Genomic DNA, 24,821 nt, shown 5'->3' on the forward strand with positions numbered 1-24,821 from the left:
GGGTGGGGTGGGTTGGGGCGCGTGGGGTGGGGTGGGGTGGGGTGGGGTGGGTCAGCAGGCTAGGGCGGGGTTGGCGGGGGTCGTGGGCGGGCGGGCCAGGGCCAGCAGGACGGGGGCGTTGTTGCGCAGCGCGAAGGCGCGCAGCTCGGCCAGCTCCGGGCGGCCGGCCGTCGGCTCGCCGGCCCGCTCCAGCTCGACCGCCGCGAAGGTCAGCGCCAGCATCCGGTCCGTCACGTCCGGGATGCCGGCGTAGATGGCGGCGCCGGCCAGGTGCAGCTCGGCGGCCCGGCCGTGGTCGCCGTCGGCGGCGGCCAGCGCGCCGGTCACCGTCCGCAGCGCCGCCTCCGACCAGGGCGTGCGGTGGCCCACCTGGTCCAGCATCGCGCGCACCCGCAGCGCCGCGCCCCGCCCCGCGAGGCTGGCCGCGTACCCGGCTGCCGTGATCCACTCGCCGCTGGCCAGGGCGGGCACCGCCGACCAGGAGTCGGCCAGCTCGTCGATCAGGGCCGCCGCCTCCTCCCGGCGCCCCTGCAACGCCCGGCACAGCGCGCCCATCCCCAGCATCGTCCAGTGCGGCCGGTGGAAGCCGCTGCGTCGGGCGGCGTCGAGCGCGGCCGCCACGTCGTCGTCGAACGCGGCGGCGTCGGCGGGGGAGCGCGCCGGCGGCACCCGTTCGCCCCGCAGCACCAGCAGGCAGGAGCGCAGCCCCCGGACCTGCATGTCCCAGCTGCCCGTCGGGGTGTCCACGAAGGCCTCGGCGGCGGCGAGCAGCCGGTCGAAGTGGCCCTCGAACCAGGCGCGCATCGCCTCGGCCGAGTAGCTGGTGGTCAGCGTCTGCCCGCTGGCCTTGCGCGCCGGCAACGACGAGAGCAGGGCGTCGGAGCGCAGCCAGTCGCCCTCCTCGCAGACCGCGTAGACGAGGTTCTGGATGGCCCGGGGCAGGGCGATCAGCTGGCTGGCGCGGCTGAACTCGACGATCGCGTGCAGCTCGTCCAGCCCGGACCGGTCGCCGGCCTGGTAGCGGGCGATGGCCGAGGTGATCCGGGCGTTGGTGCGGGTCTCGGTCAGCCCCAGCCGCTCGCCGATGTCCGCCGCCCGGTCGGCCGCGGCGACCGCGGGGTCGCGCTCGTAGTTGAGCATGTGCAGCCGCCCCAGCTCCGCGTAGGCGTCCGCCTTCTGCGCGCTGTCCGGCAGGGGGGCGAAGAGCTGGACGGCCCGGTCCAGGCAGGCCAGCGCGGCGGCCCGGTCGGCGCGCAGCCACGCGGCCTGGCCGAGCAGCGTCCAGGCGCGCGCCGCGCAGGCGTCGTCGCCGTGCGCCACCAGCCGGTCCGTGAGCGCCTGCACCTGCTCGGGGCCGCCGCCCGAGAGGAAGGCGTTGCCGTCGCGGTAGAAGGAGATCTCCGTGCTGAGCAGCTCCAGCTGGAGCCGGGCGACCGGGTCGGAGTCGTCGGCCAGCCCGAGCGCCCGGCCCGCGTGGTTCGCCGCGACGTCGAGGCTGTGCAGCGCGTACGCCCGGCGGGCCGCCCGGTGCAGCGCGGCGCGGGCGGCGCCGGCGAAGCGGCTGACCTCCATGCCCAGCGTCCGGGCGATCTCGTGGGCCGCCCACCGGTGGTGGGCCAGCACCTCCGCCAGGTCGGTGTCCCGGCTCTGCGAGAGCATGTCCAGCCACTGCGCCGTCCGCTCGTGCCGCGCCACCCGCTCGGTGCGGGGCAGCCGCTGGTAGCAGACGTCGCGCACCAGCACGTGGCGGAACCGGTACTCCGGCTGCCCCGCCATGGTGGAGGCGGCCTGCTCGTGCACGAAGTCGCGCTGCTCCAGCCGGCGCAGCGCCCGCTCCACCGACTCCACGGGCTGCCCGAGCGCGGCGGCCACCGCGCCCGGCCAGAACTGCACGCCGACCACGGCGGCGGCCAGCAGCACCATCCGGTCCTTGGCTTCCAGCAGGTCGATCCGGTTGGCGATGACGGCGTGCACGCTCTCCGGCATCGGCAGGTCGAGGTGCTTCTCCAGCGACCAGCCCCGCCCGGACTGGCGCAGGGTGCCCTGCTCGATCAGCATCCGCACGTACTCGTGGGCGTAGAGCGGGTTGCCGCCGGCCACCTCGATCAGCGGGGTGAGCGTGTCGGTGGAGAAGGCGGCCCGGCCGAACATGTGGCCGTAGAGCGCGGCGATGCCCGTGTCGCGCAGCGGGGGCAGGGTGATGGTCACCGAGCCGGTGATCGTCCCCGCCCAGCTCGGGTCCCGGTCCACCAGCTCCGGCCGGGCGGTGCAGAGCAGCAGCAGCGGCACGTCCCGGGCGGCGGTGCCGAGCAGCTCCACGAAGCGCAGCATCGCGTCGTCGGCCCAGTGCAGGTCCTCGAAGACCAGCACGGTCGGTCGGCGCGCGGCCAGGGCCAGCAGGAAGCGCCGCCACGCCGACTCGGTCTCCTCGGCCGGCAGCGGGGTTCCCGGCAGCCCGACCAGCGGCCGCAGGGCGTCCACGACGCGCTGCCGCTCGCCCGGGCCGACCAGTTCGCCGATCGCCGCGGCGAGCCGCTGGGCGGCGGTGGAGGCCGGGTCGGTGTCCAGGATGCCGGCCTCGGACTTGACGATGTCGGCCAGCGCCGCGAAGGTCACGTTCTCGCCGAACGGCGGGCAGCGCCCGATCCGCCAGGTCAGCGGCTCGTCGACGAGCCGGTCCACGTGCCGGTAGAGCTCCCGGACCAGCCGGCTCTTGCCCAGCCCGGCGCGGCCGAACACGGTCACCACCTGCGGGCGCCGGTCGCGCAGCGACCGGTGCAGGGCGTTGACCAGCATGCCCAGCTCGTGTTCGCGGTCGATCAGCGGCGTGGTGTCGGGCTGCCGGTCGGTCGGCTGCCGGCGGACCGGGGAGAGGGCCAGCCACACCTCGGTCGTCGTCGACCGCCCGCGCAGGGTGACCGGGGGCTGTTCGGAGTAGCGGATCGCGTCCCGGGTGAGGGCGTGCGTCACGCCGCAGACGAGGACCCCGCCCGGCGGCGCGACGGACTGCATCCGGGAGGCCGTGTTGACCACGTCGCCGGCCACGATCGCCTGCCCGCCGTCCCGCGCGGCGGCCACGTCGACCAGCGCCTCGCCGGTGGCCACGCCCACCCGGAAGCGCAGCGCGTCCGCGCCGGTGGGGGTGAACCGGGTCAGTACCCGTTGCAGCTCCAGGCCGGCCCGCACGCAGCGCAGCGCGTCGGTCTCGGTCGCCACGGGCGCGCCGAACAGGGCCATCACCGCGTCGCCGATGTACTTCTCGACCACGCCGCCGTACTGCCCCACGACCCGACGGGCGGCCGAGAAGAAGCCGGTCTGCATGCCGCGGACCAGCTCCGGGTCGGCCCGCTCGACGTACGGGGTGAAGTCGATCAGGTCGACGAAGAGCACGCTGACCCGGCGGCGGTCCTCCTGGGGGGTCGCCTGCCGGCCGCTGCCCGGCCGGGCCGCACCGCAGGAGGTGCAGAACGCCACGTCCCGGGCGAGCGGGCGGAGGCAGTGTGGACAGACGGCGCCCAGCTCGCTGCCGCAGCCACCGCAGAAGCGGTCGCCCGCGGCGGCCGTGCGTCCACAGCGGTCACACTGCGTGGCGATGACACCCTCCACTGGCGATCCCGCCGGTGCCGGGATCGGCACCGTTCCGGTGTCAGTATCACCGTCTGCCCAGCTGTCGGGAACCGGGCTGTTGGCTTGTGGACAGTCCACCGGCCGGTCCTGCGGCTACAGTCAGGCGGCTGATTGTCGAGCACTGACCACAGGGGGACTTCCGATGGTTTACGTGATGTTGCAGAGCGACTGGACCGACGGCAACGGGGTGAGCCACCTCGCCGGCGACTCCGTCGACGTCGACGCCGCCACGCTGGCGACGTTGCAGGCCCAGGGCATCGTCAGCGAGCAGTCCGGTGGCGGCAAGGACGGCACGGAGTGGGTCGGGCCGGGCAGCACCAACTGGGTCGGGCCGGGCAGCGCCACGCCCTGACCGTCGACTTGTGAGGGGTCGGGGCGCCGCGCGCCCCGGCCCCTTCGCGCGTACGCCTCAGCGGTCGCTCATGCCGGCGCGGCGGCGCAGCGCCGCGACGTCGGTGACCACGATCCGTCGGCCCTCGGTGCGCAGCCAACCCCGGTTGGCGAACGACCCGATCGCCTGGTTGACGCTCTGTCGCGAGCCGCCGGCCATCTCCGCGAGCTGGCTCTGGTTGAGCTCGATCGTGATCATCGGGGCCTGGCTCTCGCCGGCCAGCCGCACCAGGGTCTTGGCCACCCGACCGGGCAGGTCCAGGAAGACGTGGTCGGCGTTCTGCTCGGTCAGCCGCCGGATCAGCGCGCCGAGCGAGCGCATCACCGCGTCGAGGATGCGCGGGTTGGAGTGCACGAGCTCCATGAACGCCCCACGGGACAGCGCGAGCGCCGCGCAGTCCTCGATCGCCTCGGCCGACGCCGAGCGGGTGGAGGCGTCGAGCAGGGAGACCTCGCCCAGCACGTCCGGCGGACGGATCACCGACAGCACCGCGCGCTCGCCGGTCGGCGCGGTGCGGAAGACCGCGACCGCGCCCCGGCGCAGCACGATGAGGGACTCGCCCGGGTCGTTCTCGACGAAGAGCAGCTGACCCTTGCGGTACGTGCGCGGGACCGCCGCGGCGATCACCCGCTGCCGGACCTCGGGCTCCAGCCCGGCGAACATCTCGACACCCGTGAGCGCGTCACCCGGCTCCGGCAGGCGCATCTCCACGGCCCAACCCCTCCCCGGTCAAGGACCAGAACTCGCTCACCGGGTGAACCTGAAGGCCCTCGACGAGGTGAACTGACACCGGTTCGGCGTCCGGTAGCGGTACACATCAGATCATGACGCTCCTGTCGCTTGCTGTACACCCCTCGAAGCACTTCCGTGACACTCCCGAGCTGCGGGGACCGGCATCGTGGGGGACGGGTCCGCCTCCCAGCGCGCGGATCGCGGGGGCGCCGGCACCGACCCCGTCGCCCCGGGGGCGCGCGGCGGACGGGGGGGACGGGGCACCCGCGTCCGCCGTCCGGCGCGGACCCACCCCCGCCCCGGTCGTCGGGGCGCGACGGGCGTGGGCGAGGATGACGGTGATGGTCTACCGCTACTTCTACGACTGCGAGTTCATCGAGGACGGCCGGCTCGTCGACCTGGTGTCGATCGGCGTCGTCGACGAGTACGGCCGCGAGTTCTACGCCGTCTCGACCGAGTTCGACGACTCGCGGGCCGTGCCCTGGGTGCGCCGCAACGTGCTCGACAAGCTGCCCTCCCCGGCGAACCGCGCCTGGCGCTCCCGCGAGCGCATCCGCGACGAGCTGTACGACTTCCTCGTCGAGCCGGTCCGGGACCGCCCCGGCGAGCAGTTGGAGCTCTGGGCCTGGTACGCCGCCTACGACCACGTCGCCCTGGCCCAGCTGTGGGGCGCGATGCCGGCGCTGCCCCGGGAGATCCCCCGCTTCACCAAGGACCTGCGCCAGCTCTGGGACGACCGGGGCCGCCCGCCGCTGCCGGACGCCGACGCGGCGCGCCACGACGCGCTGGTCGACGCCCGGCACAACCTGGCCCGGTGGCGGGCGATGACCGGTTCGTAGGTTTGGTCGGTTCTGTCCCGGGCACGGTTGCCTGGTCGAGTCGACCGCGAGGGAGAGTCCCATGAGCAACGAACCGACCAACGCCACCGAGGCCCGCGGCCGGGTCACCGAGCTGATCCGGCGGGCGCGGATCTGCATGCTGACCACGACCTCGGTGGACGGCCGGATGGTGAGCCGGCCGATGGGCCTGCAGGAGGCGGAGTTCGACGGCGACCTCTGGTTCTTCGCGTACGCCGACTCCGCCAAGGTCCGGCAGGTCCGGGTCAACCCGGAGGTCAACGTCTCCTTCTCCGACACCCGGCACAACTCCTGGGTCTCGCTCTCGGGCACCGCCCGGGAGGACTTCCAGCGGGCGAAGGCCGAGGACCTGTGGAACCCGCTGCTCAAGGCCTGGTTCCCGGACGGGCTGGAGACGCCCGGGATCACCCTGGTCCGGGTGCACGCCAGCTCCGCGGAGTACTGGGACTCGCCGTCGAGCACCGTGGTCAACCTGTTCGGCTACGCCAAGGCGGCGGTGACCGGCAAGCCACCCAGGGCGGGGGAGAACCACGAGGTCAGCTACTGACCGGTAGGTCGTCCGGCCGGTGGGAGCGGCCCGGGGCGCGGTGTCGGCGGGCGCCGACGGCGACTACAGTGCGCGGTGACGGCCCGCCCCGGGCCGGCAATGGCGCCGATGGTCTGATCCGACACATATCCTGGGGCAAATCGGGCTTCACCTGATGCTCCCAGGAGGATGAGCAGATCATGCGTATCGGCGTGCTCACCGGCGGCGGCGACTGCCCAGGTCTCAACGCGGTCATCCGGGCGGTGGTCCGCAAGGGCGTCGCCAGCTACGGCCACGAGTTCGTGGGTTTCCGGGACGGCTGGAAGGGCCCGTTGGAGGGCCTGTCCCGCCCCCTGGGCATCGCGGAGGTCCGCGGCATCCTGCCCCGCGGCGGCACCATCCTCGGCTCGTCGCGGACCAACCCCTTCAAGATCGAGAACGGCGTCGAGCGGATCAAGGAGAACCTCGCCGCGCAGGGCGTGGACGCGCTCATCGCGATCGGCGGCGAGGACACCCTCGGCGTGGCCACCAAGCTGCACGAGCTCGGCGTCCACGTGATCGGCGTGCCGAAGACGATCGACAACGACCTCGGGGCCACCGACTACACCTTCGGCTTCGACACCGCCGTCAACATCGCGATGGAGGCGATCGACCGGCTGCACACCACCGCCGAGAGCCACCACCGCACCCTGGTGGTCGAGGTGATGGGCCGGCACGCCGGCTGGATCGCCCTGCACGCCGGCCTGGCGGGCGGCGCCAACGTGATCCTGCTGCCCGAGCGGCAGTTCGACGTCGAGCAGGTCGCCGGCTACGTCGAGAAGCGCTTCCAGCACCAGTACGCTCCGATCGTCGTGGTCGCCGAGGGCGCCCAGCCGCTGGACGGCCAGATGGTGCTGCACAACCAGGAGCTCGACGCCTTCGGCCACGTCCGCCTCGGCGGCATCGGCCAGTGGCTCGCCGAGCAGCTGGAGGCCAAGACCGGCAAGGAGGCCCGCACGGTCGTGCTCGGCCACATCCAGCGCGGCGGCACCCCGAGCGCCTTCGACCGGGTGCTCGCCACCCGGCTCGGCCTCCAGGCGATCGACGCGGTGCACGAGGGCGACTGGGGCAAGATGGTCGCCATGCAGAGCACGGACATCGTCCGCGTTCCGCTGGCCGAGGCCACCCGCGAGCTGAAGACCGTGCCGCTGGAGCGGTACGCCGAGGCCGAGGTCTTCTTCGGCAGCTGATCGATCCACGGCGAGGGGGTACGACGGCGATGGCGGATCCGGTGCACACGGTCGCGGTCATCGGGGCCGGCAAGATCGGCGAGCTGATGCTCTCCGGGCTGCTGCGCTCGGGATGGCCGGTCGACCGGCTGCTGGCCACCGCCCGCCGCCCCGCCCGGGCCGAGGAGCTGACCGCCCGCTACGGGGTCCGGGTGGTGGACAACCTGACCGCGGTGGACGAGGCGGAGGTGCTCGCCGTCTCGGTGAAGCCGCAGGACGCGGCGTCGCTGCTGGAGGAGATCGGGCCCAAGGTGCCCGCCGACAAGCTGGTCATCTCGCTCTGCGCCGGCCTGCCCACCAGCTTCTTCAACCGCCGGCTGCCCGAGGGCACCCCCGTGGTGCGGGTGATGACCAACACCCCCGCCCTGGTGGACCAGGCGATGACCGCGATCTCCGCCGGCGCGCACGCCACCGGTGCGCACCTCGCGCTGGCCGAGGAGATGTTCTCCCCGCTCGGGTCGACCATCCGGGTGCCCGAGTCCCAGCAGGACGCGGTGACCGCGCTCTCCGGCTCCGGGCCGGCGTACTTCTACCTGCTGGTCGAGGCGATGATCGACGCCGGCATCCTGCTTGGCCTGCCCCGGCAGGTGGCGCACGAACTGATCGTGCAGACCGCGATCGGCTCGGCGGTGATGCTGCGCGACTCCGGCGAGCACCCGGTGAAGCTGCGCGAGGCGGTCACCTCGCCCGCCGGCACCACCATCTCCGCGGTGCGCGAGCTGGAGAAGCACGGCGTACGCGCGGCGCTGCTCGCCGCGCTGGAGGCGGCCCGCGACCGGGCCCGCGAGCTGGCGGCCCAGGCCGACTGAACGACCCGCAGCCGCCGGCCCACGGGCCGGCCGGACGTCCCTAGTAGAGCAGGTGGGGCCTGCGCCGGCGGTCGAAGTCCGCCAGCTCGTCGGCCCAGGCGCCGACCACTTCGTCCACGTCCGCGCCCGCGTCGATCATCGTGCGCAGCCGCGGCGAGCCGGTCAGCTTGTCGATCCAGTACGGCCGCACCGTGTCCCACGAGTCGCGCCGCCACGCGAACGCCTCGTACTTGTGCGCCTCCACCAGCATCGCGACCGCCGTGCGGATCGGGTCGTACTTCGCCCGGTCGACGACCTTCACCTCGACACCGGCGCAGAGCTTGTTGAGCAGCGCCGGCTTGTGCCCGGCGGAGGTCGGCGTGAAGTACGCCTCGCGGAACTCGACGCCGGGCAGCTCGCGGGCGTTGAGCCGGTCGGACCAGTGGTAGTCGAAGTCCGCGGCGAGGCCGCCGATCAGCTCGAAGGGCTTGCAGGTGCCCCGGCCCTCGGTGAGCGAGGCGACGCCCTCGAAGAGGCCGGTGCCGGGGTAGACCAGCGCGGTGTCCGTGGTGGGCATGTTCGGGCTGGGCAGCACCCAGGGCAGGTCGGTGTCGGCGGCGAGCCTGTCGCGCTTCCAGTGCCGGCACCTGACGACGTGCAGGTCGACCTGGCGGCCGGCCTCGGCGGGCAGGAACTCGGCGTTGAAGAACCGGGCCAGCTCGCCGACGGTCATGCCGTGCTGCTGGACGATCTCCTTCAGCCCCACCCCGGAGGTGTACGGCGTGGTCATCATCGGCCCGTACGCCCGGCCGCCGACCGGGTTGGGCCGGTCCAGCACCACGTACCGCTTGCCGACCCGGGCGGCGGCCATCATGGAGGTGTACATGGTCCAGATGTACGTGTAGAAGCGGACGCCGACGTCCTGGATGTCGAAGACGACGGTGTCGACGCCGGCCTCGGTGAACATGGACTCCCACTTGGCCAGCGAGGCGCCGTACGCGTCGTAGACCGTGACCCCGGTGCGGGCGTCGATGCCGGTGCCCTCGCTGCCCCCGGCCTGCGCCGAGCCGCGGAAGCCGTGCTCGGGGCCGAAGGCGGCGGCCAGGCGCACCGCGCCGGAGGCGTGCATCAGGTCGACCAGGTGCCGGTACGCCGAGTCCACCCCGGTGGGGTTCGAGATCACGCCCACCCGCTGGCCGGCGAGCTCCGCGAAATCGGATCGGACCAGCACGTCGAGGCCGGTCTCCACGCGCCGGATGCCGGGCGTGGCGTGGCCGGCCGCGCCGGGTGCCGTCGCCACGACCGCGCCCGCGGTGACCGCACCCGCTCCGGCCAGGAACTTTCTACGCTCCATGTCGCCCCTCCCGTCGGTTTGCTCGAAACTTAGCTACACGTGGATGCCTCGTCAAGGAAGGTTAGCTACAACCCGGGCCCGGCGGGCCGTCGCGCGCCCGGCCGGGCCGCCGCGTGGCCCATACTGGCGCGGTGTTCACCCTCGCCCAGGCCCGCCATCTGATCGCCACCCTGCGCCCGCGCGTCGACGAGCTGATCCGGCTCCGGGCCGACCTGGCCGAGCTGCGCGCCGAGCTGGCCGACCGGGGAGCCAGCCGGCTCGGCGGGCTGGCCGAGGTCAAGGGGCTGGAGGCGCGGCTGCACGCCCTCGTCGACGAGTTGCACTCCCACGACATCCAGGTCAAGGGCATCGCGCCGGTGCTGCTCGACTTTCCCGGCGAGCGGGACGGCCGGCCGGTGCTCTGGTGCTGGCTGGAGGGGGACACCGACGTGCGCTGGTACCACCGGGTGGAGTGCGGCTTCGCCGGCCGCCGCCCGGTCTGAGCGCGGCGGGTCGGGCCGCCGTCCGCTCCCGCCCGGTGGCCGGGGCGTGGCCCGGTCGGGCACCCCGCCGACGGTGCTCAGGCCAGGGACGCGAGCATGGCCGGGGAGACGTTCCCGCCGCTGAGGACCAGCACGGTACGGGTGCCCGCCCGGGCGTCGACCAGGCCGGCGCGCAGCGCGGCCAGGGTGACGGCGGCGGACGGCTCGACCAGGAGCTTCGTCGCGTCCAGCAGCTCCCACCAGGCGGCCCGGATGTCCTCCTCGGAGACCTCGACCACGTCGTGCGCCAACGCGCGGACGTGCGCCAGGGTGTGCCGCCCGGCGAACGGGGCCGCCAGCCCGTCGGCGATCGACGTCGGCCGCACCGCGAGGGCTTCGCCGTCGGTGCGCAGGGCGTGCCCGACCGCGTTGGCGGTGACCGGCTCGACGCCGACGACGCGCGCGGTCGGGACGGCCGACCGGATGCCGGCCGCGACGCCGCTGATCAGCCCGCCGCCGCCCATCGGCACGAGGACCAGCTCCGGCGGCGGGCCGTCGGCCAGGATCTCCCTGCCGACGGTGGCCTGACCGGCGATGACGTCCGGGTCGTCGAACGGGTGCAGCAGGTGGTAGCCGCGTTCCGCCGCGAGGGACTCGCAGGTCCCCGCCAGGTCGTCGGTGAGGACGATCTCCCCGCCGTAGCGGCGCACCGCCTCGATCTTCGTCGGCACGGCGCGCGGCGGCATGCAGACGACCGTGGGCAGGCCGAAGGCCCGACCGGCGAAGGCGACCGCCGCCGCGTGGTTGCCCGCCGAGAACGCGGTCAGCCCGGCCGGCCGCCCCTCCCGCTCGACGCGGGCGAGCAGGGCGTTGAACACGCCCCGGACCTTGAAGCTGCCGGTGTGCTGGAGGTTCTCCGCCTTGACCGCGAGGTCTAGCCGGAGCGGCTCGCCGAGCCGGGGGCAGGGCAGCAGCGGGGTGCGGACGATCCGCCCCTCGATGCGCCGCTGCGCCGCGAGGATGTCGTCCGCCGTGGTCAGCCGCACCGGCAGAGCGTAGCCCGGCCGGCCCGGTGGCGACGACGTCGTCGGCGCGTTCGCCACGGGCCAACCGGGCCGAGGGTCAGCGGGCGGCCGCGACCAGGGCGGCGCGCACCGTGGCGGCGTCGGCCGGCGCCTCCCGCTCCCAGTCGGTCGGGTCGGCCGAGTAGACGGTCCCGTACGCCGGCGTGTCCGGCTGGTAGCGCCAGCTCTCGGCGAGCGTCCCGGCGTCCACCGCGTCGTAGCCGATCCGGTCGAGGAAGGCCGTGGCCTCCGCCTTCGCGTCCGCGTCGTCGCCGGTGATCGGCAGCGCGCTGCGGTCGTCGGCGCCGGTGGGCCGGGCCAGCGCGAGCAGGTGCCTGAAGAAGATGTTGTTGAAGACCTTGACCACCCGCGCCCGCGGCAGGTGCCGCTGGAGCAGCTCGCTGCTGGTGGTGGAGCCCGAGTCGAGTTCGGGGAACCGGCCGTCCCGCTCGGGGTAGTAGTTGTTCGTGTCCAGCACGAGCTTGCCGGCCAGCGGCTCGACCGGCACGTCCCGGTACGCCCGGAGCGGGATGGTGACGACCACCAGGTCGCCGGCCTGCGCCGCCTCCGCGGGGGTGGCCGCCCGGGCGCGCGGGCCCAGCTCCGCCACGAGATCCTTGAGCGTCTCCGGGCCACGGGAGTTGCTCAGCACCACGTCGTAGCCGGCGGCCACCGCCAACCGCGCCACCGTGCCGCCGATGTGTCCACTGCCGATCAGTCCCACAGTTGTCATGCCGGTTCCCAACTCCGTTCGCGGTGAGGGTATTCCCGACCTACCTGGTCGACAATTCCGGTCGGTGCCGGGGGCGGCGGTCGACCGGCGCCGGCGCCGTGCCCTCGGCCGGCTCCCGGCCGGTCCCGGCGAGCGGCGCACCCGTCCGATCTACGTACTGCGGACCCGGCCCGGCGGGGTCGGCTTCGCACGACCGCCGCGGCGATCCGCGACCGGGCGAGGGTGTCGGACGTCGCCGCTAGCCTGTCTCCACTTGCGAGGACGGGGGAGTGCGATGGGCACGTGGGCGGCGGGGCCGTTCGACAACGACGCGGCGGCGGACTGGTGCGGGGAGCTCGACGAGGCGCCGCCGCAGCGGCGGCCGACGCTGGTGGAGGGGGCGCTGCGCGAGGCCGTGCGGGAGGGCGACTTCCTGGATTCGTGGCCGGGGGCCAAGGCGGTCGCGGCGGCGGCCGTGGTCGCCGCGCACCTGCCCGGCGGGCCCCCGGTCGACTCGGCCTACGCGCCGGGCTTCCTCACCGCCGGCGGGCGCCTGGCGATTCCCACGGAGCTGCCCGCGCTGGCCCTGCGCGCGCTCGACCGGGTGCTCGCGGACGGTTCCGAGCTCGCCGAGCTCTGGGAGGAGGCCGGCGAGCTCGATGAGTTCGCCGCCGCGCTCGCCCCGATCCGGGCCGCCTTGGCCGGCCCGGGGCCGGCCGGCCACGCCGCCGGCTGACACCCGGTTCCCGCTCCGTCACCGCGACGTCGACGCCCGCCCGCGGGCGGGGCGCGTACCGGCGCTGGGGCGCGGGCGTAGGCGCGCGGGCCGACGCGGCGCGGGCGTCAGCGCCGGCGGGCCGCCCGGTCCGGGCGCGAGTGCTCCGCGAGGCGGTCGTCGTCGCGCGGGACCGCCCTGACCACCCGCTCGATCCGTTCGCCGGTCTTCGGGTCGGCCCAGACGAACACGACCGGACCGCCCGCGGCGATGAACTCCCAGACGAACGGCGGCAGGTCCTCGGGCGACACGCGGAGGTAGCGGGGCGCGTTGTCGACCCGCTCCCGCAGCTGGTCCAGCACGAACCGGCGTCGGGCGGCACCGTCGAGAGGCGCGGGGGCGGGCGGCAGGTGCCGCAGCCGGCCGTGGTCGCGCAGCACGTCGTCGGGCACGGCGGCGTCGAGCACCACCCGGCCGGCGTCGAGGGGTTGCTGGATGCTGAGGTGCCGCTCGGGCGGGACCTGGCCCGGCGGGGGCGTCGGCTGCACCACGAAGAACATCCCGCCCCCTCGCCCGGACCGACGTCGATGTCGCCGATCGTAGCCCGGCCGGCACGCAGCGGCAGGGGTCGCGCCGGCGGCCGCGCCGACGCGGGGCGACCATCCCGCCGGCGCGGTCGGCCCGGGCGGGGGCGGACGGGGCGTCAGGCCGCCGGGGGCAGCACCTTCTCTATCGCGGTGCGGAGGTCGGGCGAGCCGGGCTCCACGGTGGGCGCGAACCGGGCCGCCACCGCGCCGTCGGGGGCGACCAGGAACTTCTCGAAGTTCCACCGCACGTCGCCGGTGTGGCCGTCGGCGTCGGGGGTGTCCACCAGCGCCGCGTAGAGCGGGTGGCGGCCGGGGCCGTTGACGTCGACCTTCTCGGTCAGCGGAAAGGTGACCCCGTAGTTGACCTGACAGAAGTTGCTGATCTCGGCGGCGGTCCCGGGCTCCTGGCCGGCGAACTGGTTGCAGGGCACGCCGAGCACCACCAGGCCGCGGTCGGCGTACTCATCGTGCAGCGCCTGGAGGCCGGCGTACTGCGGGGTGAGGCCGCAGCGTGAGGCGACGTTGACCACCAGCAGCGCGCGTCCGCGGTACCGCGCGAGGTCGGCCGGCCCGCCGGCCAGTGCGTCGATCGGGGTGTCGAAGACGGTCATGGGTGGAGGCTACGCCCCCGCGGGAGCCGATCGGGCGGGCCCCGACGGCAGCCGGGCGGCGCTCCCAGTGCAAATCGATACATGGACATCTTGACGAAGCGATGACGGCGTGAGTAGCGTCTCACCATCGATTTGGAAAGTTTCCTAACTGTTTAGGGAGACGCCGCATGAAGAGATCGTTCCGCCGGGCCCTCTGGGTCGGCGCCGTGATGGCGGTCACCGCCGCCACGGTCCCGATGGCCAGCGCGTTCGGCGCCGGCAGCGTGACCGCCGCCTTCGCCAAGGCGCAGGACTGGGGGACCGGTCACGAGACGCGGGTGACCATCACCAACGGAACGGGCGCCACGGTGAACACCTGGCGCATCGAGTTCGACCTGCCGTCGGGCACCAGCGTCAGCAGCTCCTGGGACGCCGACGTCACGCGCACCGGCGACCACTACGTCGCGGTCAAGAAGAGCTGGGGCGGTCCGCTCCCGGCGGGCGCCACGTTCAGCTGGGGCTACAACGGCACCGGCGCGTACAAGGCGCCGCTGAACTGCACGATCAACGGCGCGCCGTGTGGCGGCGGGGCTCCGCCCACCACCGCGCCGCCGACCACCACCCCGCCGACCACGGCACCCCCGACCACGGCGCCGCCCACCACGCCGCCGCCCACCACCACCCCGCCGGACCCGAGCGGCAAGAAGGTCGTCGGCTACTTCGCCCAGTGGGGCGTCTACGCCCGCAACTACCACGTCAAGAACATCCACACCAGCGGCTCGGCCGCCAAGCTGACCCACATCCTGTACGCCTTCGGCAACACCACCGGCGGTCGCTGCACCATCGGTGACAGCTACGCCGACTACGAGAAGGCGTACACGGCGGCGGACAGCGTCGACGGCGTCGCCGACACCTGGGACCAGCCGCTGCGGGGCAGCTTCAACCAGCTGCGCAAGCTCAAGAAGATGTACCCGAACCTCAAGGTGATCTGGTCCTTCGGTGGCTGGACCTGGTCCGGCGGCTTCACCCAGGCCGCGCAGAACCCGGCGGCCTTCGCCGAGAGCTGCCACAACCTGGTCGAGGACCCGCGCTGGGCGGACGTCTTCGACGGCATCGACGTCGACTGGGAGTACCCGAACGCCTGCGGTCTCACCTGCGACGCCAGCGGCCCGAACGCCTTCAAGAACGTGGTCAGCGCGCTGCGGTCGAAGTTCGGCTCGTCGGCCCTGGTGACCGCCGCGATCACGGCGGACGGCAGCAACGGTGGCAAGATCGACGCCACCGACTACGCCGGTGCCGCGACGCACCTCAACTGGATCATGCCGATGACGTACGACTACTTCGGCGCCTTCAACGCGCAGGGCCCCACCGCCCCGCACTCCCCGCTCACCTCGTACGCCGGCATCCCGCAGCAGGGCTTCTGGTCGGACGCGGCGATCCAGAAGCTCAAGAGCAAGGGCATCCCGTCGAACAAGCTGCTGCTCGGCATCGGCTTCTACGGCCGGGGCTGGACCGGGGTGACCCAGACCGCCCCGGGTGGCACGGCCACCGGCCCCGCCCCGGGCACCTACGAGCAGGGCATCGAGGACTACAAGGTCCTCAAGAACACCTGCCCGGCCACCGCCACGATCGCCGGCACGGCGTACGCCAAGTGCGGCAGCAACTGGTGGAGCTACGACACCCCCTCCACGATCAACGGCAAGATGACGTACGCGAAGAACCAGGGCCTCGGTGGCGCCTTCTTCTGGGAGCTCTCCGGTGACACCGGAAACGGCGAACTGATCGGCGCCATCAAGGGCGGCCTCGGCTGAGCCGAGGGCCGACGCACCACCCACAGGGCGGGGAGGGACCACGCACCGGTCCCTCCCCGCCTGCCGTGCCCGGTCGACGCGGGGACCTCCCGCGACGGCCGGGCACGCCTGCGTCGCTCCGGGGCGCGCCGCGTACCCGGAGCGGGCGCGGCGACGTCCGGGCACGGGCGTCGATGTGACAGACTCCCCGCTCAACGGGCTCGATGTGCACGGTGACGGAGGTGGCGATGCGCGCGACGCGTGGCAGGCTGGCGGCGGGCGTGGCGCTGCTCGGAACCCTGCCCCTCGCCCTGCTCGGCTGCGGCCTCGGCGCGGAGGAGGAGCCGGCGGCCAAGCCCGGGCGGGCCCCGGCCGAGGAGGCCGCCGCGAAGTCGCGCGAGCGGGTGCAGGCCTACCTCGACGCGATGACGGCCAAGGACGTCGCGGCGGGGCGCAGTCAGCTCTGCGCAGTGCTCCAGCAGGGCTTCGACGCCGCCGCGACCGGTCCGAACGGCGACTTCGCCGACCACTTCACGGTGCCCCGGACCGAGATCACCGACGTCCGCTCCGGCCCCCAGGGTCAGGAGGTGAGCGCGTCGATCTCCGTCACCGCCGGCTCCCGCACGATCACCCGGCCGCTGCTGTTCACGGTCACCCGCGACGGCGCCGACTGGTGCATCGCCGCCGAGGCGCCGGGCGGCAACACCCCGGCCCCGGCCGGCACGCCCTGACCTGCGCGCGCGTGAGCCGGCTCTCACCTGCCGGAACCTCCCCCCTCGCCGGTCGGCGGCGGCGCCGGTCGCCGTACGCTTCCGTCATGCGCCATGAGTGGCATCAGCTGAGCCATCCCGCGGTGGGCAGCCCTGGGCTGCAGACCAGCCGTCCGACCGTCGACTCCGCCGAGGACGCGGCCCTCGGCCTCGACCGCTGGCGGGAGCTGCCGCGCGCGCAGACACCGCCCTGGCCGGACCCGGCCGGCGTCGCCGAGGTCTGCAAGGTGCTCGACACCGCGCCGTCGGTGGTGGCGCCCTACGAGGTCGACCAGCTCCGCCAGCGGCTGGCGCTGGTCTGCGAGGGCAAGGCGTTCCTGCTCCAGGGCGGCGACTGCGCGGAGACGTTCGTCGACAACACCGAGAGCCACCTGCTGGCCAACGCCCGCACCCTGCTCCAGATGGCGATCGTGCTCACCTACGGTGCCTCGCTGCCGGTGGTCAAGGTGGCCCGGGTCGCCGGGCAGTACACCAAGCCCCGGTCGCTGCCGACCGACGCGCGCGGCCTGCCCGCCTACCGCGGGGACCTGATCAACTCGCTGGAGGCCACGCCGGAGGCGCGGGCCGCCGACCCCCAGCGCATGATCCGGGCGTACGCGAACTCGGCCGCCGCGATGAACATGCTCCGCGCGTACCTCGCCGGCGGGCTGGCTGACCTGCACGCCGTGCACGACTGGAACAAGGGCTTCGTCAAGAACTCGCCGGCCGGCGAGCGCTACGAGGCGATCGCCCGCGAGATCGACCGGGCGCTGGCGTTCATCCGGGCCTGCGGGATGACCGACGACGACGCGCTGCGCACGGTCACCCTCTACTGCTCGCACGAGGCCCTGGCCCTGGAGTACGACCGGGCGCTGACCCGCGTCTCCGACCGCCGGGCGTACGGCCTGTCCGGGCACTTCCTGTGGATCGGCGAGCGCACCCGGCAGATCGACGGGGCGCACATCGACTTCATCTCCCGCATCGCCAACCCGATCGGCGTCAAGCTCGGCCCGACCACCACCCCGGACGAGGCGATCGAGCTCTGCGAGAAGCTCAACCCGGACAACATCCCCGGCCGGCTCACCCTGATCAGCCGGATGGGCAACCACCGGGTGCGCGACGCCCTGCCGCCGATCGTGGCGAAGGTGACCGCGGCCGGCGCCAAGGTCGTCTGGCAGTGCGACCCGATGCACGGCAACACGCACGAGTCGTCCAACGGCTACAAGACCCGGCACTTCGACCGCATCGTCGACGAGGTGCTCGGCTACTTCGAGGTGCACCGGGGCATGGACACCCACCCGGGCGGCCTGCACGTGGAGCTGACCGGCGAGGACGTCACCGAGTGCCTCGGCGGCGCACAGGGCATCGAGGACCTCGACCTGCCGGACCGGTACGAGACGGCCTGCGACCCGCGACTGAACACCCAGCAGTCGCTGGAGCTGGCTTTCCTCGTGGCGGAGATGCTCCGTGGCTGACGCGAGGAGTGAGCTTGCGAGCCCCGCAGTCGGTGGCCGGAAGGGTGATCGTGGCTGACGCGAGGAGTGAGCTTGCGAGCCCCGCAGTCGGTGGCCGGAAGGGTGATCGTGGCTGACGCGAGGAGTGAGCTTGCGAGCCCCGCAGTCGGTGGCCGGAAGGGTGATCGTGGCTGACGCGAGGAGTGAGCTTGCGAGCCCCGCAGTCGGCAGTCGAGAGGACGACCGTGGCTGATCAGTTCGTGGATCTTCGTTCGGACACCGTGACCCGGCCCACCCCGGGTATGCGCGAGGCGATGGCCGCCGCCGAGGTCGGCGACGACGTCTACGGCGAGGACCCGACCGTCAACGCGCTGGAGGCCGAGGTCGCCGCGCTCTTCGGGCACGAGGCGGCGCTGTTCGCCCCGAGCGGGTCGATGGCCAACCAGATCGCCCTGCAACTGGTGGTGCCGCCGGGCAACGAGCTGCTCTGCGACGCCGACGCGCACGTGGTGACGTACGAGATCGGGGCCGCCGCCGCGTACGGTGGCATCTCCTCGCGGACCTGGCCGGCGGTCGGCGCGGAGATCGACCCGGACGCGGTCGCCGCCATGGTCCGGCCGGACGGCTACTGGGCGGTGCCCACCCGCGCGATCGCCGTCGAGCAGACCCACAACCGGGGCGGCGGCGGGGTGATCCCGCTGGCGACCCTGCGTGAGCTGCGTCGGGTCGCGGACGAGGCACAGGCCGCACTGCACTGTGACGGCGCCCGGATCTGGCACGCCCACGTCGCCGACGGCGTGCCGCTGGCCGAGTACGGCGCCCTCTTCGACACCCTGTCGGTCTGCCTCTCCAAGGGGCTCGGCGCGCCGGTCGGCTCGCTGGTCGTGGGCAGCGCCGAGAAGATCGGGCGGGCCCGGTTCATCCGCAAGCGGATGGGCGGCGGGATGCGGCAGGCGGGCATCCTGGCCGCGGCCGGCCGGTACGCGCTGGCCCACCACGTCGACCGGCTCGCCGCCGACCACGCCAGGGCGGCCCGGCTCGCCGAGGCGATCGCCCCGTTCGGGGTGCTGGCCACCGCGGTGCGGACGAATCTGGTGCCGCTGGACCTGACCAAGGCGTCGCTTGACGCGCACGCGCTGGCCGCCGCCGCCCGCGCCGACGGGGTACTGCTCTCGGTGCTCGGCCCGCGCACCGCCCGCCTGGTCACCCACCTGGGCGTCGACGACGCCGACATCGACCGGGCCGTCGACGTCCTCACCCGCGTCCTGCGGGGCTGACCGCCCGCGTCCCGGCCCTCCCCGAAGGCCCGGCCGTCCGTCGCGGCCACCTCCCCAAGAGCCCGGCGGCCGTCCGGGCCGGGCGGGCGACCTGTCAGGCGTGCAGCCGCTTGAGGGTGGCGATGTCGGCGGCGTGGCCGACGTGCTTCTCCGTCGGCGTCTCCACCACGACCGGGACGCCCGCGGTGGCCGGGTGAGCCATCAGCTCGGCGAACGCCGGCTCGCCGATGGTGCCCTTGCCGATGTTCTCGTGCCGGTCGCGGGTGGAACCGCAGAGGTCCTTCGAGTCGTTCGCGTGCACCAGCCGCAGCCGGCCGGCCCCGACGGTCGCCACCAGCGTGTCCAGCGTCGCGGTCATGCCGCCCTCGGCGGCCAGGTCGTGCCCCGCCGCCCAGGCGTGGCAGGTGTCGAAGCAGACCCCGAGCCAGGGGTGTCGGTCCACCGCGTCGAGGTAGGGCCCGAGCTGCTCCACCCGGGAGGCGAGCGAGCGACCGCCGCCCGCGCTCGGCTCGACCAGCAGCCGCGGGCCCTCGGCCGCCGCCGCCTCGTCCAGCAGCGGCAACAGCGTCTCGCGCACCTGCCGCATCGCCGCCTCGGCATGCCCCTCGTCGACCGAGCTGCCGGCGTGGAAGACCACCCCCTGGGCGCCGATCACGCGACCCCGGCGCAGCGCGTGGGCGAGCGTCTCCGCCGAGCGTTCGACCGTGTTCGGGGTGGGAGATCCGACGTTGACCAGCAGCGACGCGTGGATGAAGACGGGGATGCCCCGCTCGCCGCAGCCGTCGCGGAACAGCGTGTCCTGCACCGGGTCGCCGGCCGGCAGGGCCCAGCCCCGCGAGTTCGAGACGTAGACCTGCACGACCTGCGAGCCGGCCGCGTCCGCGTACGGCAGGGCGGCCTTCGCCAGACCCCCGGAGGTGGGGGTGTGCGAGCCGACCGGCCGGTGGTGCGCCGTCATCCCTACATGCACCCCAAAGTGACCGGGGTGCCCGGCGGCACCTGCGTGTTCTCCGGCGGGTTCTGGAACCGGACGATGCCGTTCGGGTTGAACTGGATCACGACCGGGAAGCGCTGGCTCTCCAGCAGCTGCTTGGCCTGCTGGCAGGGCAGGTCGATCACCCGGGGCACGGCGACCAGCGGCGGGCCCTTGCTGACCTCCAGCTTGACCTTCGCGCCGCGCTCCACCCCGGTGCCGTCCGCCGGGCTCTGCCCGAGCACCTCGTCCCTGGGCTTGTCGGAGTCCTTGTAGGTGGGCGGTTCCACCAGCACCAGCCCGAGCTGGGCGAGGACGTTCCGGGCCTCGCCCAGGTTCTTGCCGACGAGGTTGGGCACCGAAATGGGGGCCTTGCCCTTGCTCAGGATGACGGTGACCTTGTCGCCCGGTTTGACCTCGGTGCCGACCTTCGGGTCGGTGGCCATCACCACGCCGGCCGGAAGGTTGTCGTCGTAGCGGGCGGTGCCCTTCGCCACCACGAGTTTCGCGTCGAGCAGGTCCGCCTCGGCCAGCTCGAACTCCTTGCCCACCACGTCGGGCACGGGGAACCGCTCCGGACCGAGGGAGAGGACCAGCGTGATCGTGGAACCCTTGACGATGCGCGTGGTGGAGGCCGGATCCTGTGCCAGGACGGCGTCCTTCGGGACCTTCTCGTCGTGGCGCGGATCGGCGTAGGCGAGGGTGAAGCCGCCGCGGGAGGCCTGCGCCTCCGCGTCGGCCCTGCTCAGCGCCACCAGCTGCGGCGCCTCCGTGTAACGGCCGGCCGCGAGCCACCAGCCGCCGCCGGCGGCCACCAGGAGCAGCACCACCGCGGCGGCGATGACCGCCGTGCGGCCGCGCGGGTCGCCCATCACCCGGGCGCCCAGCGCGGACAGCCGGGACCACAGGCTCTCGCCCTCCTCGGGCGTGGCCCGGCGACGGCCGGCCCGCTGTCCGCCACCGTCGGGCAGCCGGGCCCAGGCCGGCCGTTCGGCCGGCTGGACCGCCGCCACCATCATCGTCGGCTGGGACATCGGCTCGTCGGAGACCCGGCGCAACACGGCGGTACGCGAGTTCGCGTCACCGAGGTGCAGGTCCTCGCGGGCCACCTGCACCTCGGCCAGCAGGGCGCCGGCGTCGGTCGGCCGGGCGCCCGGCTCCCGCCGGGTGGACCGGAGGACCAGGTCGTCGAGGGCCTTGGGCAGGCCGGGCACCAGGGTCGACGGCGCCGGGACGTCCCGGTCGACGTGCTGCCAGGCGACGTCGACCGGGCGGTCCCCGTCGTAGGGCACCCGGCCGGTGAGCATCTCGAACAGCACGATGCCGGCGGAGTAGACGTCGGTGCGGGGGTCGGCGTGCCCCTCGGTGACCAGCTCCGGGGCCACGTACGCCACGGTCGCCATCAGCTGGCTGCCGTTCTCGTCGTCGGCGCTCGCCTCGACGGCCCGGGCCAGCCCGAAGTCGGCGACCTTGACCACGCTGTCGACCAGGTTCGCGGCCCCGCCGGTGGGGGCCTCGGCGACCAGCACGTTCTCCGGCTTCACGTCGCGGTGCACCACTCCCGCCCGGTGCGCGGCGGCGATCGCGGCGAGCATCTGCTCGGCGATCGCCAGCGCCTCGTCGGGGTTGAGCCGGCGTCGCTCGGCGAGCACGTCGCGCAGGGTGCGGCCGCGGACGTACTCCATCACCAGGTAGGGCAGGCCGGAGTGGGTGCCCTGGTCGTAGACGGCGACCACGTTGGGGTGGGTCAGCCGGGCGATGGTCTTCGCCTCGTCGGTGAACCGCTCCACGAAGCCCGCCACCCGCGCCGGGGTGTCCGGCGCCTGGGACGGATGAATGATCTTGACCGCCACGGTGCGCTCGAGGCGCTCATCGGTGGCGGTGTACACGGTCGCCATGCCGCCACGGGCCACGCGACCGCGGATGCGGTAGCGCCCGTCGATCAGCGAGCCCAGCAACGTGTCGGCGACCTGTGTGTCCATCGGCAGGCAGTCTATGTGTCCAGGAGGTGAAAGGTGTCCAGGAGGTGAGAGTTGGACAGGATGCTACAGCCGGGGTGCGACGACATCCCTCCCGCCGCGCTCGCCGCCGGCACCGGCCCTGCTCAGCCGGGTTGTCGGGGTGCCGTTGGCCCCGGCCGTGCGGGGCATGGCAGGGTGGTCCGGTGACCGACTCCGTACCCGCCGACCGGGCCGTGCCCGGCCCCGAATCCGCCGGCCTCGCCGGTCCCGCAGACGCCGCCGACTGGCTGACGCTGCCGGACGTGGCCGAGCGCCTCGACGTGTCGATCAGCAAGGTCCACCAGATGATCCGGGACCGTGAGCTGATCGCGGTGCGCCGTGACGGCGTCCGCCGGATGCCGGCGGACCTGGTGGCGAACAAGACCGTGCTCAAGCACCTGCCCGGCGTGCTCAACCTGCTGGCCGACGCGGGTTACGACGACGAGGCGGCGCTGCGCTGGCTCTACGAGCCGGACGACACCCTGCCCGGCGCCACCCCCGCCAAGGCCCTCGCCGGCGACCAGGCCCGCGAGGTCAAACGCCGAGCCCAAGCCCTCGGCTTCTGACCCACCCCCCGCCCCGCCCCGCCCGCTCCCGCCCCGCCCGCCGCCCGCCTCTGCCCCGCGATCTTGCACTTTGTGCCCTGGCATTCCTGGCGAAAAGGACAGCATGCGGGCGCAAAGTGCAAGATCGCGCGCGTGGGGCGTGGGTGCGGGCGCGTGGGGGCGGGGAGGCGGCGCGGGGGAGGGGGCGCGGGGGAGGGGGCGCGGGGGAGGGGGAGGGGCGTGGGTCAGTCGGTGCGGCGGGTGGCGGCTATGGCCAGGTCGACGAGGGCCTGCCGGGCCTCGGTCTCCAGGTCGGCGGCGGCCAGGGCGGCCAGCGCGGTGTCGGTCAGCGCGGCGATCCGTTGTTCCGTCCGCGCGAGCGCGCCGCTGCCGTCGATCATCTCGCGCAGCCGGGCGACCCTGGTCTCGTCCAGCCCGGGGTCGCCGAGCCCGCCGAGCAGCAGGGCCCGCCCCGCCTCGTCGGTCGCCTCCAGGGCCGCCGCCACCAGGTAGGTGCGCTTGCCCTCGCGCAGGTCGTCCCCGGCGGGCTTGCCGGTCTGGGCGGGATCGCCGAAGATCCCCAGCACGTCGTCGCGGAGCTGGAACGCCTCGCCCAGCGGCAACCCGTACGCGGAGTAGGCCGCCCGCACCTCCGCCGACGCGTCCGCCAGCGCGGCGCCGAGCAGCAGGGGCCGCTCCACCGTGTACTTCGCCGACTTGTACCGGGCGACCTTGCCGGCCCGCTCCACCGAGGTGTCCCCGGTGACCTGGGTCAGCACGTCGAGGTACTGGCCGACGGTGACCTCGGTGCGCATGGCGTCGAAGACCGGGCGGGCCTGGGCCACGGTGCGCGGGTCCAGCCCGGCGGAGTGCAGCAGCTCGTCCGACCAGACCAGACACAGGTCACCCAGCAGGATCGCCGCGGCGTCGCCGAAGCCGTCCGCGTCGCCGCCCCAGCCGGCCGCCCGGTGCCGGGCCGCGAACCGCCGGTGCACCGCCGGCTCGCCGCGCCGGGTGTCGGACCGGTCCATCAGGTCGTCGTGGATCAGCGCGCTGGCCTGCACGAACTCCAACGCGGCCAGGGCGGTGACCACCTGGTCGGTGTCCACCCCGCCGGCACCCCGGAACCCCCAGTACGCGAACGCCGGCCGCAGCCGCTTGCCACCGCCCAGCACGAACGCCTCGATCGCCTCGGCGAGCGGGGCCAGGGCGTCGTCCACCCCGGCCATCCAGGCGCGCTGGCCGGTCAGGAACTCGGTCAGGGCCTTGTCGATCCGTTGACGCAGCCCGGCGCGGTCGACGGGGGAAACGGGAGCAGCGTGGGTCACGCCACGACGCTAGCCGGTCGGACCGGACCCCGTCGCGCCAGCAGGGGCCCGACGCGCCGCCGGTGTCGCCGGGCCGCGCCGCCCGGCCCGCCGGGACGGCGGCCCCGGACGCGGCAGGTACGCGGCCGCCGCGGCGGCGAGCGCGCGGTAGCGCCGCACGGCCGGCTCGTCGCCGTACCCGCTCAGCCGCCGGCGTACCTCGGCCAGTTGACCCAGCGCGCGGGGCGACCCGGCGCGTACCGCGTCGAGCAGCGCCTCGCCGGCCACCGCGCCGGCCCGCTCCACCTCGCCGAGTTGCAGGTAGCCGCGCGCCAGCCAGGCACCGTAGATCGCGGAGGTGCGGGGGCTCCGCCGCCGGACGGCGTGCAGCGGTGCCTCGGCGGCGCGTGGCCGGCCCAGGGCGACCAGCGTGCGCCCCGTCATCGCCGCCAGCTCCGGCCCGTCGAGCCAGTAGAGCCACGGGGGCTCCCGGCCCGGCTCCGGCGCGCCGGTCACGCGGCGGGCCGCGTCGAGCGCCTCCCGGGCCGCCCCCGCCCGCCCGCCCAGCGCCGCGGCCAGCGCCACCCGGTGCAGCAGCAGGGCGCGCAGGCCGGGACTGGCCGAGAGCCGTGCGCCGGCGTACGCGGTGCGGGCGAGCACCAGCGCGCCCGCCGCGTCACCGGCGCCGGCGAGCAGGTGGCTCGCCGAGCCGAGCACGTGCCCGGCGAGCGCCGGGTCACCGGCCGTCGCGGCGGCGCGCAGCGCCAGCCGGTAGGCGTCCAGCGCGCCGGCGGCGTCGCCGGCGTCGGCGGCGAGCCAGCCGGCGAGCTGGGCGGCCTCGGCCAGCTCGGGCAGCACCCGGCGGCGCGCGGCCGGGCCGCCCCCGGAGAGCGCCCGCACGGCCCGTCCCAACCGGTACGCCCCGAGCTCGGCCAGGTCGGCCCCGCCGACGAGGTCGTCCAGCCGGCGCAGCTCGGCCAGCGGGACCGGCCCGGCGGGCGGCCCCGGGCTCCCGCGGTCGCGCCGGCCGGCGGGGTGGGCGGGGGGAGGCCGT

The 24,821-nt window shown here is 74.4% G+C and carries 23 protein-coding genes; 12 read left to right on the forward strand and 11 right to left on the reverse strand.

The window, feature by feature from the left end:
• Positions 1 to 51: 51 nt before the first annotated feature.
• Positions 52 to 3,606, reverse strand: a complete 3,555-nt coding sequence (locus V6V16_RS24960; RefSeq protein ID WP_334565819.1) for an ATP-binding protein — start codon at positions 3,604 to 3,606, stop codon at positions 52 to 54.
• A 163-nt stretch (positions 3,607 to 3,769) separates the two neighbouring features.
• Between V6V16_RS24960 and V6V16_RS24965 the strand changes: the two genes are divergently transcribed.
• A complete protein-coding gene (locus V6V16_RS24965) occupies positions 3,770 to 3,979 on the forward strand; it encodes a hypothetical protein (protein WP_334565821.1) in 210 nt (69 codons plus the stop codon).
• Positions 3,980 to 4,036: 57 nt separating this feature from the next.
• Here V6V16_RS24965 and V6V16_RS24970 read toward each other — a convergent pair whose 3' ends face one another.
• Positions 4,037 to 4,729, reverse strand: a complete 693-nt coding sequence (locus V6V16_RS24970) for a Crp/Fnr family transcriptional regulator (RefSeq protein WP_334565824.1) — start codon at positions 4,727 to 4,729, stop codon at positions 4,037 to 4,039.
• Positions 4,730 to 5,091: 362 nt separating this feature from the next.
• Here V6V16_RS24970 and V6V16_RS24975 point away from each other — a divergent pair, with 362 nt between their 5' ends.
• From V6V16_RS24975 to proC, 4 genes are all read left to right on the forward strand, one after another.
• Positions 5,092 to 5,589, forward strand: a complete 498-nt coding sequence (locus V6V16_RS24975; RefSeq protein WP_089003323.1) for a polyadenylate-specific 3'-exoribonuclease AS — start codon at positions 5,092 to 5,094, stop codon at positions 5,587 to 5,589.
• A 61-nt stretch (positions 5,590 to 5,650) separates the two neighbouring features.
• Positions 5,651 to 6,154: a pyridoxamine 5'-phosphate oxidase family protein gene (locus V6V16_RS24980; RefSeq protein WP_334565826.1), complete on the forward strand. Its 504-nt coding sequence runs from the start codon at positions 5,651 to 5,653 to the stop codon at positions 6,152 to 6,154.
• 179 nt (positions 6,155 to 6,333) lie between these two features.
• Positions 6,334 to 7,362: a 6-phosphofructokinase gene (locus V6V16_RS24985; protein WP_132236203.1), complete on the forward strand. Its 1,029-nt coding sequence runs from the start codon at positions 6,334 to 6,336 to the stop codon at positions 7,360 to 7,362.
• Positions 7,363 to 7,391: 29 nt separating this feature from the next.
• Positions 7,392 to 8,210, forward strand: a complete 819-nt coding sequence (gene proC / locus V6V16_RS24990; protein WP_334565830.1) for a pyrroline-5-carboxylate reductase — start codon at positions 7,392 to 7,394, stop codon at positions 8,208 to 8,210.
• Positions 8,211 to 8,250: 40 nt separating this feature from the next.
• Here the strand turns inward: proC and V6V16_RS24995 are convergent, their stop codons facing one another.
• Positions 8,251 to 9,543 carry an exo-beta-N-acetylmuramidase NamZ family protein gene (locus tag V6V16_RS24995; RefSeq protein WP_334565833.1) on the reverse strand — a complete coding sequence of 431 codons (1,293 nt, stop codon included), beginning with the start codon at positions 9,541 to 9,543 and terminating at the stop codon, positions 8,251 to 8,253.
• Positions 9,544 to 9,674: 131 nt separating this feature from the next.
• Here V6V16_RS24995 and V6V16_RS25000 point away from each other — a divergent pair, with 131 nt between their 5' ends.
• Positions 9,675 to 10,025, forward strand: a complete 351-nt coding sequence (locus V6V16_RS25000) for a DUF2203 domain-containing protein (protein WP_334565836.1) — start codon at positions 9,675 to 9,677, stop codon at positions 10,023 to 10,025.
• Positions 10,026 to 10,102: 77 nt separating this feature from the next.
• Here V6V16_RS25000 and V6V16_RS25005 read toward each other — a convergent pair whose 3' ends face one another.
• Positions 10,103 to 11,050 (reverse strand): threonine ammonia-lyase, encoded by a 948-nt coding sequence (locus V6V16_RS25005; protein WP_334565837.1) that lies wholly within the window; start codon positions 11,048 to 11,050, stop codon positions 10,103 to 10,105.
• 76 nt (positions 11,051 to 11,126) lie between these two features.
• Positions 11,127 to 11,801, reverse strand: a complete 675-nt coding sequence (locus V6V16_RS25010; protein ID WP_334565838.1) for an NADPH-dependent F420 reductase — start codon at positions 11,799 to 11,801, stop codon at positions 11,127 to 11,129.
• Between the two features lie 274 nt (positions 11,802 to 12,075).
• Here V6V16_RS25010 and V6V16_RS25015 point away from each other — a divergent pair, with 274 nt between their 5' ends.
• Positions 12,076 to 12,516, forward strand: a complete 441-nt coding sequence (locus V6V16_RS25015; RefSeq protein ID WP_334565839.1) for a DUF4259 domain-containing protein — start codon at positions 12,076 to 12,078, stop codon at positions 12,514 to 12,516.
• Positions 12,517 to 12,623: 107 nt separating this feature from the next.
• Here the strand turns inward: V6V16_RS25015 and V6V16_RS25020 are convergent, their stop codons facing one another.
• The gene (locus V6V16_RS25020) at positions 12,624 to 13,055 is read right to left on the reverse strand and encodes a hypothetical protein (RefSeq protein ID WP_334565840.1); all 432 of its coding nucleotides are present in this window, start codon (positions 13,053 to 13,055) and stop codon (positions 12,624 to 12,626) included.
• 143 nt (positions 13,056 to 13,198) lie between these two features.
• Positions 13,199 to 13,693, reverse strand: coding sequence for a glutathione peroxidase (locus tag V6V16_RS25025; protein ID WP_334565843.1), 495 nt, complete (start codon positions 13,691 to 13,693; stop codon positions 13,199 to 13,201).
• Positions 13,694 to 13,860: 167 nt separating this feature from the next.
• On the opposite strand from V6V16_RS25025, the gene V6V16_RS25030 reads away from it, so the two are divergent.
• The 4 genes from V6V16_RS25030 (at position 13,861) to V6V16_RS25045 (ending at position 18,942) form a co-directional block, all read left to right on the forward strand.
• Positions 13,861 to 15,483 (forward strand): glycosyl hydrolase family 18 protein, encoded by a 1,623-nt coding sequence (locus V6V16_RS25030; protein ID WP_334565844.1) that lies wholly within the window; start codon positions 13,861 to 13,863, stop codon positions 15,481 to 15,483.
• Positions 15,484 to 15,710: 227 nt separating this feature from the next.
• Complete coding sequence (locus tag V6V16_RS25035) at positions 15,711 to 16,193, forward strand: hypothetical protein (protein ID WP_334565846.1); 483 nt, start codon at positions 15,711 to 15,713, stop codon at positions 16,191 to 16,193.
• A gap of 86 nt (positions 16,194 to 16,279) precedes the next feature.
• The gene (locus tag V6V16_RS25040; RefSeq protein ID WP_334565848.1) at positions 16,280 to 17,686 is read left to right on the forward strand and encodes a class II 3-deoxy-7-phosphoheptulonate synthase; all 1,407 of its coding nucleotides are present in this window, start codon (positions 16,280 to 16,282) and stop codon (positions 17,684 to 17,686) included.
• Positions 17,687 to 17,910: 224 nt separating this feature from the next.
• A complete protein-coding gene (locus V6V16_RS25045; RefSeq protein WP_334565850.1) occupies positions 17,911 to 18,942 on the forward strand; it encodes a threonine aldolase family protein in 1,032 nt (343 codons plus the stop codon).
• A 94-nt stretch (positions 18,943 to 19,036) separates the two neighbouring features.
• Here the strand turns inward: V6V16_RS25045 and V6V16_RS25050 are convergent, their stop codons facing one another.
• Together V6V16_RS25050 and pknB are read right to left on the reverse strand one after the other, a co-directional pair.
• Positions 19,037 to 19,900 (reverse strand): deoxyribonuclease IV, encoded by an 864-nt coding sequence (locus V6V16_RS25050; RefSeq protein ID WP_334565851.1) that lies wholly within the window; start codon positions 19,898 to 19,900, stop codon positions 19,037 to 19,039.
• 2 nt (positions 19,901 to 19,902) lie between these two features.
• Entirely contained in the window at positions 19,903 to 21,897 is a 1,995-nt protein-coding gene (gene pknB / locus V6V16_RS25055) for a Stk1 family PASTA domain-containing Ser/Thr kinase (RefSeq protein ID WP_334565853.1), read from the reverse strand.
• A 182-nt stretch (positions 21,898 to 22,079) separates the two neighbouring features.
• On the opposite strand from pknB, the gene V6V16_RS25060 reads away from it, so the two are divergent.
• Positions 22,080 to 22,481, forward strand: a complete 402-nt coding sequence (locus V6V16_RS25060) for an Rv2175c family DNA-binding protein (RefSeq protein ID WP_442934151.1) — start codon at positions 22,080 to 22,082, stop codon at positions 22,479 to 22,481.
• A 224-nt stretch (positions 22,482 to 22,705) separates the two neighbouring features.
• Here the strand turns inward: V6V16_RS25060 and V6V16_RS25065 are convergent, their stop codons facing one another.
• Positions 22,706 to 23,788: a polyprenyl synthetase family protein gene (locus tag V6V16_RS25065; RefSeq protein WP_334565855.1), complete on the reverse strand. Its 1,083-nt coding sequence runs from the start codon at positions 23,786 to 23,788 to the stop codon at positions 22,706 to 22,708.
• Between the two features lie 9 nt (positions 23,789 to 23,797).
• A partial coding sequence (locus V6V16_RS25070) for a transcriptional regulator (RefSeq protein WP_334565857.1) occupies positions 23,798 to 24,821 on the reverse strand: 1,024 nt, incomplete at its 5' end.

This window comes from Micromonospora sp. CPCC 205561, from assembly GCF_036906775.1.
Lineage (GTDB): Bacteria > Actinomycetota > Actinomycetes > Mycobacteriales > Micromonosporaceae > Micromonospora.

Excerpts from the sequence above, each read along its gene's own strand:
- V6V16_RS24965 (WP_334565821.1), top strand. The coding sequence starts at position 3,770 with ATGGTTTACGTGATGTTGCAGAGCGACTGGACCGACGGCAACGGGGTG.
- V6V16_RS24975 (WP_089003323.1), top strand. The coding sequence starts at position 5,092 with ATGGTCTACCGCTACTTCTACGACTGCGAGTTCATCGAGGACGGCCGG.
- V6V16_RS24980 (WP_334565826.1), top strand. The coding sequence starts at position 5,651 with ATGAGCAACGAACCGACCAACGCCACCGAGGCCCGCGGCCGGGTCACC.
- V6V16_RS24985 (WP_132236203.1), top strand. The coding sequence starts at position 6,334 with ATGCGTATCGGCGTGCTCACCGGCGGCGGCGACTGCCCAGGTCTCAAC.
- proC (WP_334565830.1), top strand. The coding sequence starts at position 7,392 with ATGGCGGATCCGGTGCACACGGTCGCGGTCATCGGGGCCGGCAAGATC.
- V6V16_RS24995 (WP_334565833.1), bottom strand. The coding sequence starts at position 9,543 with ATGGAGCGTAGAAAGTTCCTGGCCGGAGCGGGTGCGGTCACCGCGGGC.
- V6V16_RS25010 (WP_334565838.1), bottom strand. The coding sequence starts at position 11,801 with ATGACAACTGTGGGACTGATCGGCAGTGGACACATCGGCGGCACGGTG.
- V6V16_RS25015 (WP_334565839.1), top strand. The coding sequence starts at position 12,076 with ATGGGCACGTGGGCGGCGGGGCCGTTCGACAACGACGCGGCGGCGGAC.
- V6V16_RS25020 (WP_334565840.1), bottom strand. The coding sequence starts at position 13,055 with ATGTTCTTCGTGGTGCAGCCGACGCCCCCGCCGGGCCAGGTCCCGCCC.
- V6V16_RS25025 (WP_334565843.1), bottom strand. The coding sequence starts at position 13,693 with ATGACCGTCTTCGACACCCCGATCGACGCACTGGCCGGCGGGCCGGCC.
- V6V16_RS25030 (WP_334565844.1), top strand. The coding sequence starts at position 13,861 with ATGAAGAGATCGTTCCGCCGGGCCCTCTGGGTCGGCGCCGTGATGGCG.
- V6V16_RS25035 (WP_334565846.1), top strand. The coding sequence starts at position 15,711 with ATGCGCGCGACGCGTGGCAGGCTGGCGGCGGGCGTGGCGCTGCTCGGA.
- V6V16_RS25040 (WP_334565848.1), top strand. The coding sequence starts at position 16,280 with ATGCGCCATGAGTGGCATCAGCTGAGCCATCCCGCGGTGGGCAGCCCT.
- V6V16_RS25050 (WP_334565851.1), bottom strand. The coding sequence starts at position 19,900 with ATGACGGCGCACCACCGGCCGGTCGGCTCGCACACCCCCACCTCCGGG.
- pknB (WP_334565853.1), bottom strand. The coding sequence starts at position 21,897 with ATGGACACACAGGTCGCCGACACGTTGCTGGGCTCGCTGATCGACGGG.